Source organism: Veillonella sp. CAG:933, assembly GCF_000431435.1.
Lineage (GTDB): Bacteria > Bacillota > Negativicutes > Veillonellales > Veillonellaceae > Veillonella_A.
Genome location: NZ_HF986191.1, coordinates 38,049 through 51,069, shown reverse-complemented (window position 1 = coordinate 51,069; position 13,021 = coordinate 38,049). Strand labels below are relative to the sequence as shown.

General features: G+C 42.1%; 8 protein-coding genes. 7 read left to right on the top strand and 1 reads right to left on the bottom strand.

Going from position 1 to position 13,021, the window contains the following annotated elements:
- Positions 1–70 precede the first annotated feature (70 nt).
- The 3 genes from QZL64_RS05725 to QZL64_RS05715 all read left to right on the top strand — a co-directional run bounded on the left by QZL64_RS05725 (position 71) and on the right by QZL64_RS05715 (position 5,098).
- Positions 71–1,909 carry a glycosyl hydrolase family 18 protein gene (locus QZL64_RS05725; RefSeq protein ID WP_021841047.1) on the top strand — a complete coding sequence of 613 codons (1,839 nt, stop codon included), beginning with the start codon at positions 71–73 and terminating at the stop codon, positions 1,907–1,909.
- 111 nt (positions 1,910–2,020) lie between these two features.
- Positions 2,021–4,489, top strand: coding sequence for a leucine--tRNA ligase (gene leuS, locus QZL64_RS05720; protein WP_021841046.1), 2,469 nt, complete (start codon positions 2,021–2,023; stop codon positions 4,487–4,489).
- Between the two features lie 129 nt (positions 4,490–4,618).
- Complete coding sequence (locus tag QZL64_RS05715; RefSeq protein WP_021841045.1) at positions 4,619–5,098, top strand: deoxycytidylate deaminase; 480 nt, start codon at positions 4,619–4,621, stop codon at positions 5,096–5,098.
- 800 nt (positions 5,099–5,898) lie between these two features.
- Here the strand turns inward: QZL64_RS05715 and QZL64_RS05710 are convergent.
- On the bottom strand, positions 5,899–7,128 hold the full coding sequence (locus QZL64_RS05710; protein ID WP_021841044.1) for an aminopeptidase: 1,230 nt from the start codon (positions 7,126–7,128) through the stop codon (positions 5,899–5,901).
- 171 nt (positions 7,129–7,299) lie between these two features.
- Between QZL64_RS05710 and QZL64_RS05705 the strand changes: the two genes are divergently transcribed.
- The 4 genes from QZL64_RS05705 to QZL64_RS05690 all read left to right on the top strand — a co-directional run bounded on the left by QZL64_RS05705 (position 7,300) and on the right by QZL64_RS05690 (position 13,004).
- The gene (locus tag QZL64_RS05705) at positions 7,300–7,977 is read left to right on the top strand and encodes a helix-hairpin-helix domain-containing protein (RefSeq protein WP_021841043.1); all 678 of its coding nucleotides are present in this window, start codon (positions 7,300–7,302) and stop codon (positions 7,975–7,977) included.
- Positions 7,978–8,188: 211 nt separating this feature from the next.
- Complete coding sequence (locus QZL64_RS05700; RefSeq protein ID WP_021841042.1) at positions 8,189–10,558, top strand: ComEC/Rec2 family competence protein; 2,370 nt, start codon at positions 8,189–8,191, stop codon at positions 10,556–10,558.
- Positions 10,559–10,566: 8 nt separating this feature from the next.
- Complete coding sequence (gene holA / locus QZL64_RS05695) at positions 10,567–11,535, top strand: DNA polymerase III subunit delta (RefSeq protein ID WP_021841041.1); 969 nt, start codon at positions 10,567–10,569, stop codon at positions 11,533–11,535.
- A 65-nt stretch (positions 11,536–11,600) separates the two neighbouring features.
- Positions 11,601–13,004: a VanW family protein gene (locus QZL64_RS05690; RefSeq protein ID WP_021841040.1), complete on the top strand. Its 1,404-nt coding sequence runs from the start codon at positions 11,601–11,603 to the stop codon at positions 13,002–13,004.
- Positions 13,005–13,021 lie beyond the last annotated feature (17 nt).

The window sequence follows — 13,021 nt, the reverse complement described above, 5'->3', positions numbered from 1 at the left end:
AAATAAAAGTCTATTAAAGCTAAGCAAACTCATAAAAAATGGAATTTACTATATAAAAGAAAGGATGTATATGAAGAAAATTTTGACTCGTGCCGTATTGGCAGCGTTAGTGACGCTTTCCGCCACCGGCGCCCAGGCGGCATCTATTGAAGTGACTAAAGAAAGCAGCAGTTTAATCAAAATAGATAACTCTGTAAAATATAAAGCATCGCAAGCTACTAGTAATGGTAAAGTAACGGTTTCTAAGGAGGCCGGCAATGACCTTAGCGGCACGGAATCGGTGCAACCTATTTTTATTCGTACATTGGCTGGTCAGACCAGTGATGCGGGGGAATTGGCTATCGTGGAAGACGGCCATATATTTATCCCTTTAAGCGTATATCAGACGGTAAATTTAAATACTATCAGTATAAAAAATAACAAGGCCTATATTGCGTTGCCGGCACCCCGTCGTGCCGGTGACATGAGCTACAACGGCGATCGCCGTAACGGTGTACGTACCATTCAATTGGCTACGATAGAGCGCAACGGAACAACATATGTAGACATGAGTGCCACATCACCGCTTCTTGGCGTACAGGCGATTCGTACAAAGACGGGTATTGAATTGAAGGCACCCTTAGGGGCTTTAGATATTCCAACGCGTAAGGAAATAAAGGGTTCTTTGGCATGGGTATTCGATCCTACTGTGTCTGCTTCTTATGGGGTACCGGTAGCGAAGAGCGGTACCTCCGTTGTTTCGCCAACATGGTTTGATTTGTCTGAAAAAGGCTTGGCTGTTAAAAACGGTGTAAGCCTGACGTACGCCAATACTTATAAAGACGAGGGGTATCGTGTATGGCCGTTGGTGACGAATCAGTTTGATCCGGATTTAACGAGTAAAATCTTAAATGACAAGAAATACTGGCAAACCATTGCGGATGATATGGTATTGTATGCGTTGACCTATGGTTATGACGGCTATAATTTAGATTTTGAAGATGTGCATTATAAGGATAAAGCAAAACTTACGAGTTTTGTAACATACCTTACACAACGTCTTCATGAGTTTAATATCTATGTTTCTATGGATGTAACGGGCTATTCCGATAGTGAAAACTGGTCCATGGTATACGATCGTAAGCATTTAGGCAAAGTCCTCGATTATATGGTGCTCATGGCCTATGACGAAGTGTGGGCATCCAGTCCGGAAGCGGGCCCGGTTGCCAGCTATCCGTGGGTAAAACGCAATGCTACGGCGCTTACTCGCGAAGTTTCACCTGAAAAAATCGTCCTTGGCGTACCGTATTATATGCGTGTATGGCAGCGTACTATTTCCGTAGATGATAAAGGGAAAGTTACCTACGGTAAAGCTAAGAGCCGTACGCTTACTATGAAAGAAGCAGAGGAATTAAAAGCTATTTATGCTGATAGAGTGCAGTGGGATGATGATTTGAAATTACACTATTTGCGATTCGGTAATGATGAATTAGGTGAACAATTATTGGCCTATGCGGAAACCGGCAAAGAGCCGAGAATTGCCGGTGGCTTGCGGAATAAGTCGGCTACCATTTCCGAAGTGTGGTTTGAAGACGAAGCATCTATGGCCTACAAGCGTGAGCTCATGAGTGAGCTTAAATTAGCGGGCTTTGCAGCATGGCGAAAAGGTTTTGAAACTTCATCTTTCCGTCAATTTATGTACAATGATGCGGTGCCGGCAAAGAATGTTCCACACGGTACGGCTAAAAAGATTACTAAATTGCCTAGCTTTAATGGCAACGAATCGGCTGCGACTAAGCAGAATGCCGGTGCTAATCCTTTTACTAGCAGTGGTGAAACGGCCGGTACAGTATCAGCCGGTGCTACTTCAACGGGCGTAGCTGTTACTGGTTCAAGTTCTACGAAAGTGGCAGTAACAAAAGAATCGTAACACATCCCATGTTGACGGTATTGTTATAATAGTAATATAATTAAATTTAAGACTTGAAGATAAAATAAAACGGTATAGACTTGAGGAATTTGAGTTTGAGGAGGCTGTGGCATGAACGAAAAATATGTAGCCCAGGACATTGAAAAGAAATGGCAAGCGTATTGGCTTGAACACAATACGTTTAAGACCGACTATGATGAAAGTAAAGAAAAATATTATGTACTCGAAATGTTCCCATATCCATCGGGGAATTTACATATGGGGCATGTGCGTAACTACTCCATTGGTGACGTAGTAGCTCGTTTTAAAAAAATGAAGGGCTTCAACGTACTTCATCCAATGGGCTGGGATGCCTTCGGTATGCCGGCAGAAAATGCGGCTATTAAACATGGCATTGCACCAAGCAAATGGACTTATGAAAACATTGCTAATATGAAACGTCAGCAGCAAGAGCTCGGTTTATCCTACGATTGGGACCGTGAAGTAGCTACCTGTAAGGAAGATTACTATCGTTGGACCCAGTGGTTGTTCCAACAGTTTTACAAAAAAGGCTTAGCTTACAAAAAAGAAGCCAAAGTAAACTGGTGTGAGCATTGTCATACAGTGCTTGCTAACGAACAGGTTATTGACGGCCTTTGCTGGCGTTGTGACAACAAGGTTGAAAAGAAAGACCTTAAACAGTGGTTCTTAAAGATTACAGACTACGCAGATCGTTTATTAAACGATTTGGATAAACTCGACCACTGGCCTGAACGCGTTAAAACAATGCAGAAAAACTGGATTGGTCGCAGTGAAGGGGCTCAGTTCGCTTTTGAAATCCCTGAAATCAATAAAAATATTGAAGTCTATACGACTCGTGTTGATACGATTTACGGTGTTTCCTATATCGTATTGGCTCCGGAACATCCGTATGTAGAAGAATTAATCGCCAATAAACCGAATAAAGCGGAATTGGACGCATTCATTCACAAAGTACGCAATTTGAACGAAATTGACCGTACCTCTACGGATGTTGAAAAAGAAGGTCTTTTCACCGGCGCTTATGCCAAACATCCGATGACCGGTAAAGATATCCCTATTTGGATTGCCAACTACGTACTCGTTGATTACGGTACCGGTGCCGTTATGGGTTCGCCGGCTCATGATGAACGGGATAATAAATTTGCTCGCAAATACAATTTGCCGATTTTACCGGTTGTCCAAAATGAAGATAACAGCTTAACTTTTGACGAATGGCAAACGGAAGCTCATGAAGACGGTATCCTTATCAATTCCGAAGAATATAACGGTATGCCTTCTGCGGAAGCACGCGAAGCTATTATCAAAAACTTGGAAGAACGCGGCATAGGCCGTAAGATGGTTAACTATCGTCTGCGTGATTGGTTGATTTCCCGTCAGCGTTATTGGGGCGTGCCAATTCCGGTTGTATACTGCGATAAATGCGGTGAACAACTCGTGCCTGAAGAAGAATTGCCTGTTCGTTTGCCGGAAGATGTAACCTTTGATGCAGGTGCTATTTCACCGTTGGCTACATCTGAAAACTTCGTAAAAACCACTTGTCCTAAGTGTGGTGGCGAAGCTCGTCGTGAAATCGATACCATGGATACATTCATCGATTCCTCTTGGTATTTCCTTCGTTATACCGATGCTCGTAACGATAAAGAAGCGTTTAATAAGAAATTGGCTGATTACTGGATGGATGTAGACCAATACATCGGCGGTATCGAACATGCAATCTTGCACTTATTGTATTCTCGTTTCTTCGTAAAAGTAGTTCATGATTTGGGCCTTGTAAGCTATGACGAACCATTCAAAGGTTTGTTGACTCAGGGCATGGTGCTTAAAGAAGGCAGCAAAATGTCCAAATCTAAGGGCAATGTTGTATCCCCTGAAGAAATCGTTGCGAAATACGGTGCCGATACGGCTCGTCTTTTCATCCTCTTCGCGGCACCGGTAGAACGTGACCTCGACTGGAGCGATGAAGGCGTTGAAGGCTCTTATCGTTTCTTGAATCGTGTATGGCGTATCGTTGATGCGTACCAAGAATTGGCTAAAGCAGGTCATAGTGAAAAATTATCGAAAGATGAATTTGCCCTTCGTCGTGAATTACACCGCGTTATTAAAAAAGTAACCGAAGACCTTGACGGTAAATTCAACTTTAATACGGCTATTTCCAGCATCATGGAATTAGTTAATGCTATGTATCAGTTCAAAGACAGTCATGATACAGTACAGGCTGATTTAGGCCATGAATTGGTTGAAAAATTACTGCTCATGTTAGCTCCGTTTACACCGCATATTACGGAAGAGTTGTGGCATGAAGTAGGTAAAACCGGCAGCATTCATCAGCAAGATTGGCCAATTTATGAAGAAGCGGCCCTTGTAATCGATGAAGTTGAAATCGCCGTACAAGTTAACGGTAAAGTACGCGATAAAATGACGATTCCGGTAGATATGCCTAAAGCCGATTTGGAAGCTCAGGCATTGGCCCTTGATCGTGTAAAAGAATTTACAGACGGTAAAACTGTAGCTAAAGTCATCATTATTCCAAATAAAATTGTGAATATTGTTGTTAAATAATTAGTAGAATGATATGAGATAATATGCACAATTTAAATTTTAAATTGTGCATATTTCTGTATAAGCTTAAGTTAGACAGGTCGATATACGTGAAACAATATCATTTATAGCATAATGAGGAGGTGTCATATGCCTAAACGCAGTGACTATATTAGTTGGGATGAATATTTTATGGGCGTAGCCATCTTGGCAGCTCAGCGTTCCAAAGATCCGAATACCCAGGTCGGCGCCTGTATCGTTAGTCAGGATAACAAGATTTTATCCATCGGCTACAACGGTATGCCGCTTGGTTGCAGCGACGATGAATTCGCTTGGGGACGCGATGCAGACCACGATAATAAATATTTTTACATCGTTCACAGTGAATTAAATGCCATTTTAAACTATCGCGGCGGTTCATTGGAAGGCAGTAAGATTTATGTCACCTTATTTCCTTGTAATGAATGTGCTAAAGCGATTATTCAAAGTGGCATTCGCGAAGTGATTTATTGGCAGGATAAATACAAAGACACAGCGGAAGTTATAGCCTCGAAACGAATGCTCAGAACCGCCGGTGTGCAGATAACGGAGTATATACCGACAGGGCGCACGGTAAATATTAGCGTGTAGGGCGCGGTTTCTTCTTGCGCGGTATTGCAAAAACAGGGCAGTCAGGCGGTCAGTATTAGTGCTTAGCCCGCTATGTCTTAATAAATAATGTGTAAAAAACATGGCGAGCTACATAATCAGCAATCAACAATCCTCTTAGTCTGTCTGTTTTTTTATATTAGAGCCTAAGAAAACATTGCGGGCTATAGTACTAAAAACTCGATGCGGCTCACTGCCCATTTTTATGCGTACCGCAGTCAAGAAGACCCAAAGCGCACTACAACGCTAATATTGGAGGAAGAGAGGAGAAGGAATTACCAAGAAAAAACAAAGCGCACTACAACGCTAATATTGGGGGAGTGGGAATGAATTGTTAAGTCTCCCTCGCACTTCAGCTCTCTATTTTTGAAGAAGCGACGGACGAGGGGGATTTTTTCTATCATGTTCTCGGGCGGGTGTTAATATAATGGCCTCGCCTGCTTATTGCACTTATGAGCCTAATCGGAAGGTTGAGTATGAAGTGTAGCACTATTTTAAAAGAAAGAGCGGCAGTTATTTCATAAGATTCCGTTCTTAGAAGCTTACGAGGGCGAGTTTATGTAGGAGTATAGCACTATATAAAAAAGAAAAAGCATTAGTGACCTTGAACGACCTTTGCTCTGTAGAGCCTGGGAGGAGAGGTTACTAATGCTTTTTCTTTATTTATTTTGTCCTCGTAAGCTTATAGAGAACGTTTGCGTGAGGTGCTGCCGCTCTTTCTTTGGCAAAAAGGCTCAATCGAACTATCCGATTAAGCTCTTGAGAGCTGAAGGAGCTAGGCCTTATATTAACAACCTTCCGTTTTTCATGACTTGAATAACATCCCCCTCGAACGTCGTTCCTTCAATATTCATATCTTCATGTCCAATCATGAAGTCGACGTGGGTCAGGGAGTCATTCAGGCCTTCCGCTTTCAGTTCTTCTTTGCTCATGCCGTCGCTGTTGGCAAGGCAGGTTGGGTAAGCTGCACCGATAGCCAGGTGGCAGGAGGCGTTTTCATCATACAGTGTTTCGAAGTAGACACGATTGGATTGACTGATTGGGGAGTAGTGGTCTACGAGAGCCACTTCGCCGAGATAAGCGGAGCCCTCGTCGGTTTCGATAAGGTGTTTCAGATGTTCCTTACCAACTTTTGCATCGTAGTCAACGATTTTGCCGTTTTCAAAAGTAAAATGGAATTCATTGATTTCATTGCCCTGATAAATAAGCGGCTTTGTGCTGTACACAATGCCGTTAACCCCATTGTATTGAGGGGCACTGAATACTTCTTCGGTTGGAATGTTGGCATCGAAGATGGTTCCGTTTTTAGCAGCCTCTGCACCGCCTTGCCACAAATGGTTTTTAGGAAGATCAATACGTAAGTCGGTGCCGTTGGAGCAAGTGTAATGAAGTGTTTTAAAATGATAGTCATTCATGGCTTTGGTACGATGGCCAAGGCGTTCTAAATGTTTTGGCAAAGTTTCTTCGTCAGCGACGTTTTCAAGACGGCAGAGCGTGAAAATTTCAGACCATAAGGTATCGAGTTTTTCAGAATCGGTACCGGTGAAGCCTAATAGTTCAGCCCAGCGCAAGGTCGCCACGGAGGCTACGCACCAGGTGAGGGTGGAATCCATGATGGCTTCGTGATAGAAAGCAAGCGTTTTATTTAAGTTACGAGACTGCATAGCAATGCGTTCCGATGGAACACCGGCTAGTGCTTTCGGATTAGCGCTGATGAGGGATAAAAAGGCGGCGCCTCTATCAACATAGGTTTGATAATAGGTAGGAATCCAAGGGGCCGGATTGGATAATACATCTTCCGGCGCATGAAGGAGTCGTTCTTTACCGATTTCGGTGGAACGCCAATTCACTACTACTTCTTTAGCCCCTAATGCATAGGCTTCCTTAGTTACGATTAGGGCAAAGTCGCTGTTTTCTACATCCACATTGATAACTAAGGTTTGATCTTTTTGAAGGTTTACGCCGGTTGTCAAAAGAGCGTGTGCATAATTTTTTAAACGATTTGTTTCCATAAAATACATCCTTTCTATTACTGTGTCCATACGAAGTTTTATGATTCTTATCTTTAGTTACTCATACCATTAGTGCGCATGCGCACCAGTGGTGGAATTAAGTAGGACTTATATTTTCAATCACGAAACCCTAACTAAGAATATAAAATTAAGTTTTGGGAGGGTTTTGTAATGGAACAGCTAAAAAAGCATAAAAAAGTATGGTTACTTTTAGCTATATCTATATTTTTATATTTAGTGGTGCTAAGGCCTATTATATCAGATTCATCGGAGCAAATGAATACATCCGATGTGGTGGCTGCTTCTACATCCGGAAATAGGAGTGTTAATGATGGTGAAGCCGATAGTTCGCTAATAAACAGAAGTAGTAAAGGGAGTGGCCATTCTAATAGCACTTCGACGGACAATCGTAACAGTGATTTCAATAACAATTCAGGCGGCGATAATCAGTTTGTTTATGTAACGGGTGCTGTGGAAACTCCCGGATTATACAAAGTGCGCGAAGGTGAAACCGTAGGCGATGTGATTCAAGGGGCGGGCGGTTTATTACCGTATGCTTCGGTGGATACCTTAAATTTGGCGGAAGTTGCTACCAGCGGCAGTCATATCCATGTGACGTTTAATTTCATGGGAAACCCGGAAGAACTTTTGCGTAGGCAAAAGATAAATATTAATACGGCGACGGAGCAGGAATTGACTAAATTATCCGGTGTGGGGCCGGGAACGGCTAAGAAGATTATTGCTTATCGGGAGCAATCGGGACCTTTTAAAGCGATTGAAGATCTTAAAAAGGTAAAGGGAATTGGGGACGCTACGTTTAAGAAATTGGCACCCCATATTACCGTTTGAGCAGCACGCTTTAAGAAAAATGATTTAAGTAAAATGATTTAAGCAAAATGATTTAAACAATATAGTTTAAGCGAAATATTTTGTGCGGATCTATTTCAATCAATCAGATTATTTTGTTAATAATTGATGTGACGAAAAAATTTTTTATAAAAATTTTTAAAAATTTGGAGCCAAATTGAAGTCTGAAACGTTTATATGTATGAGGAGTAATATGGGTGAGCAAATATCATGGCAGAAAATTGTAGCGCCAGGTAAAAAGGTATTATATTTTTTTACTTATACGGAATGGGGTGCCATACTATGGCTGGCGCCGGCTTGGGGAATCGTGTTTGCCTACGGACAACGCTATGAATTCACTAACCCGATGATTGTTTTTCTCTGTAGTATTTGGTATTTCATTTGGCTGATTTGGCAGCGAGGAGGTAAAAATAAGAAGCAAAGCTATATCTATGCCGGTCCCACTATAAGTGCTACGGACATGGTGCGCCAAGGTATTACATCTTCTTATGTACAAGCTATTATCGTTGGATTGTTATTGGTTTTAGCGAGTATGGGATACTATCATACAAAAAGCGAGATTGACGAGTATTATGAGGTTAACCCTTACTATATGGGGGCTGAAGGAATATATACAGTTCGTGTTCTGAATTTGCCGGAATCAGTTATCCTGCAAGATAAAGAATTTCTGCGCTTTGAAGGCGATTTAGTTACTATGATACCAAAAAAAGAAGCCACCGAGTCAAAGCCGTTAAAAGCGGACGGTCAACTTATGGTATATGTGGCGCCTACCGAAGCTATGAAGGCAAAGCCTATCTTGCCCGGTCAATATGTGATGGTAAAAGGCAGGACGAGTAAACTGTTACAGGCTCCCGAAGAAGGTCGCATCGATTTGCGCCCCCGTTATCTGGCAGCCCATCGCGTAGGCAATCTATATGAAGGGACTTTTGAGGGCTTTGATACAGCGGTGAGACCAAACTGGTATGAGCGTATTAACGATAGAATCGATTATCTATTGGGGGTGACCCGTTGGCAACTGATGAATCAGATAGCTGCTAATTTACCCGGTGAAATGGCTGCCGTAGGACAGAGTTTATTGCTTGGCGGTGGCTATGGAGCTATCGATGCGTCTGTTATGGATTCGTTTGCCAAAACGGGGTTAATCCACATCTTATCTGTATCCGGCTCTCACGTAGCCCTATTATTCGGGTTTGTGTTTGTTGTTGCTCATATTATGGGGGTACCCAAGAAAAAAGCGACTTACGGTGCCATCGTCTTTGTTATATTATATTGTGCTATTGTGGGGTTCAATCCGCCCGTGGTGCGTTCCGCTGTCATGGGTATTATTATGGGAATTGCTCTAATTCGAGGCGAGGTGTATCATAGTCGGCAGGCTCTGAATATAAGTGCGGCTCTTATGTTGGCGTATGAACCGCTTTTGTTCTTGGATATCAGTTTTCAACTCTCCTTAGGTGCCACCTATGGCATATTACTCTTCAGCCGCACTTTGTATCAGCGTTTGCCGAAAGGCTGGCCCTATATTATGGGCCCCATCAGTTTATGCCTTAGTGCGCAAATTTTAATTTGGCCGTTGCAACTTTATTATTTTCATCTTATGGGGTACGGATCCTTTTTGGCAGCCGTTATTGTCGGTCCTTTATTGGATTTAGCCATATTGGCTACTGCTGTGCTGTTGCTTTTGCACTGGTTAATTCCAGTAGGCAGTTTATGGTATTTGCTGGGGCTCCTTTTGCGGTTATCCCTCTTTTTAAACTTTACGATTGCTTCATTGCCGGGAGCGGTTATGTGGTTAGGGGCATTGCCGGTGTGGCTTGGCACTATATATGTTATATGTTGTCGTCATTTATATGCTATTATGCATGAATGGAGGGTTCGCTCGCTTTTTTATGAAAACATCACAATGAGTCTGTTATTTATTGTGCTTCTCTTACCCTTAATTCATTTGTCGAGTGAACAAGTTTTTATTCATACGATTCCGGTTAATAGAGGAGCTGCTTTTTTAGTCATTAAAGAGGAACCGTTAAAAACTGCTAAAGCTTTTTTATATATGACTACAGGCGGTAAAGGCGTATCGAATATGACGCGAAGCTCCATAGTCAACAGCGTTCATTATTATGGTATCGAACGCCTCAATGGTGTTATAATGCAAGAGGTAAATGAAGGTAATGAAAAAAGTATCATAACCCTACTGCATAGCTTGGAATTTCCTGTGAGCGCAATACATAAAAGCGATATGAATCAAGATACTTATATAGGGCGTAATAGTGCAGATTTCGACAAGCTTGTTAGGGAGTATCCAAATCAGATTTTGGTGGAAGGACCAAGGGGAGGATTCCTATTCGGTAATGGACAAATTAGCGAGAACAATCTAAAATTAATAGAGACGAAACAATATATTGTAGGAACTACTAACAGCGCTACAGCATCAAGGGGCGATGACGGTCCGTCAGGTCCGGTTGCCATTGTATATTGGCCGAGCTCCGGCAATTACGCTGATGTAGATCCGGCGGATTCAACCAGATATATTACGGGCACACGTGTTGTCCCGGATTTTTTATTGTAGGAGGGGCTATGGCAATTTTGCTGCTTTATGGTGATGAGTCACAGCTCATTGATGAAAAGAAACGCGAATTTTTAACTAAATACAAGGATTTGGCGGTGCAGTCTTTAAATGATGAAGTCGGACCGGGGCGAATTTGTGAAAAGTTAAGCGAAGATTCGCTATTTGGTGAACCAACTTTATATTGTTTAATCAATCCGCCTATTTTTGTAAAGCCCAATAAAAAGGTTAGTGATGAGTGGCAACAATTGTATAATTTATTGATTACTTATGAAGGTGCCAATCCGGTGTTAATTCTATATCATGATACGATAGATAAGCGGACTAAGCATAATAGTGAGTTTTTGAAAAAAATTACGAATGTGGTCTGCATGCGTCTAAAAAAAGAGGAAATAGTCCAATGGTTGCAGTCCTATTGTAAGCAAAATGGTTTTACCATAACAATGGACGGACTGGAATATATGAAGCATTTATTGGAATTGTGGCAAGATGTGCCGGTCAGCTTTTTGCGAACCGAATTTGACCGTTATTTTCTCTTATTGCCGCCGAAAGGCAAAATAACGCAGGATTTTTTAATTCATAATGGTAGTGATTATGGAGCAAAAAATATCTTTTTATTCAAAGAGGCATTACTGCAAAAAGATGCAGCTACTTTATTGGCTTTGTTTCCTTTTATGCTTCAGAACAAAGAATCGGAACGAGCCATGTCATATATTGAAGGCCAATTGCGTTTGCAGTTGATGGTTAGCGAATGTAAAGGTACGGGATTATCGGAACGGGAGGTACAGGATTTATTTAAAAAATACGAGTCCGCTACGAAACCGTATCCCATTACTTTGGCGTACCGGCAAAGGAACGTGTCAGTACGAGCCTTGGCTAAATTGTTGCGTGGTCTCTATGAAGTTATGCGCAACAGTCGTCGTGGTGAGGGCGACTTATCTTATTTTAAAGATTTATGTTTAGCCTATTGCAAGTCCTAGAGTTTACCCATAGAAAGTTACCGGGTTTTACTCATTACAAGTTATAGGCAGCGGGGTGTTGTTGAATGAAGAAAAAAGTCGGCATTGTAGCCGGTGTGGTGTTATGTTTAATTTCATTAAGTACGGGCGCCTTTTTATATCCTACAGGCAATGTCATTCAAGGCATGTATTTAGGTGAACGTGATGTGTCACAAGCTAATAAAGAAGAGTTGGCAGATATTATTGAAGCGGAAGCGGCCAAGGGACCAACGCATATGAAGGTCAAATGGCAGGATGGTAAGGAAACCACGGTAGCTTTAAAAGATATCGGTGTAAAACCGAATGTAGATAAAACCATTGAAAGCCTTATGACTTACGGGTATGAGCCTTCTATGGAAGAATATATTACGAATCGTTGGCATGCATTGATGGCACCGGTATCTAAAGCTATCGTATATGATGTTAATGTCCCGGCGTTAGAAGCCTTATTGCAGACTTATAGTAAAGAAATCGGGTATACCGGCCATGATGCCTATTTGACGGTTGAAAACGGACAAGTCGTATTGCATCCGGAAGTACCGGGTAAGCGTCTCGATATTGCTAAGACAGTGGCTAGCTTACAGGAAAAGCTTGCTAAAGGCGAAGTATCAGGTTTTGAGCTAGTCATCGATAATCAGGCTAAGCCAAAGATCACGGCTGAAACATTAAAAGGGATTAATACCGTATTGGGAACGTATTCCACTACTTTTAACTCCGGTGATGTAAGCCGTACCCATAATATTCAAATTGCTACCGATAAAATTAATAATGTGGTGATTATGCCGCACCAAAACTTTTCATTTAATGATATTGTTGGTGAACGTACGGCTGAAGCGGGATACGATGATGCACCGGTATTTATGGACGGTAAATTAGTGCCCGGTATTGGCGGTGGCATTTGCCAAGTTAGTTCCACGCTTTTCAATAGTGCTTTATTGGCGGGGATGGATATTGTAGAACGGACGCCGCATTTTGCACCGGTAGGCTATATGGCGGCCGGTCGTGATGCTACAGTGGCGTACGGTTATTTAGATTTTATTTTCAAAAATCCGTACGACCATCCAATCTATGTGCTGGCTCATACATCCGGTGATACTTTAACTATTAGTATCTTAGGCTTTGCGGCGGATGAACCGCAAGCAGTATCTATTACAGTGGGCAATGAGCAGACAATTCCGAATAAAGTGGAAACTCGTATCGATCCGTCGGTGACCAAGGAAACAACGACCGAAGGTCATGCAGGCCTTAGTGTGGATACGACGGTACACATTACGTATAAAGACGGCCGAACCAAAACTGACTCCTTTAACTCCACCTATGATCCGGTAACGACTTATGTTGTAAAACCGGCTAAAGAAACCGCTAAAGACGGTAAGGACGGGGCTAAAGAATCTGATAAAAAAGAAACACCTACCAATAACGATAAAACTGAATCCGCTAAGTCGGAGTAATACAATGAGTTTTAAAA

Excerpts from the sequence above, each read along its gene's own strand:
- QZL64_RS05700 (WP_021841042.1), top strand. The coding sequence starts at position 8,189 with ATGGGTGAGCAAATATCATGGCAGAAAATTGTAGCGCCAGGTAAAAAG.
- QZL64_RS05705 (WP_021841043.1), top strand. The coding sequence starts at position 7,300 with ATGGAACAGCTAAAAAAGCATAAAAAAGTATGGTTACTTTTAGCTATA.
- leuS (WP_021841046.1), top strand. The coding sequence starts at position 2,021 with ATGAACGAAAAATATGTAGCCCAGGACATTGAAAAGAAATGGCAAGCG.
- QZL64_RS05725 (WP_021841047.1), top strand. The coding sequence starts at position 71 with ATGAAGAAAATTTTGACTCGTGCCGTATTGGCAGCGTTAGTGACGCTT.
- QZL64_RS05690 (WP_021841040.1), top strand. The coding sequence starts at position 11,601 with ATGAAGAAAAAAGTCGGCATTGTAGCCGGTGTGGTGTTATGTTTAATT.
- holA (WP_021841041.1), top strand. The coding sequence starts at position 10,567 with ATGGCAATTTTGCTGCTTTATGGTGATGAGTCACAGCTCATTGATGAA.
- QZL64_RS05710 (WP_021841044.1), bottom strand. The coding sequence starts at position 7,128 with ATGGAAACAAATCGTTTAAAAAATTATGCACACGCTCTTTTGACAACC.
- QZL64_RS05715 (WP_021841045.1), top strand. The coding sequence starts at position 4,619 with ATGCCTAAACGCAGTGACTATATTAGTTGGGATGAATATTTTATGGGC.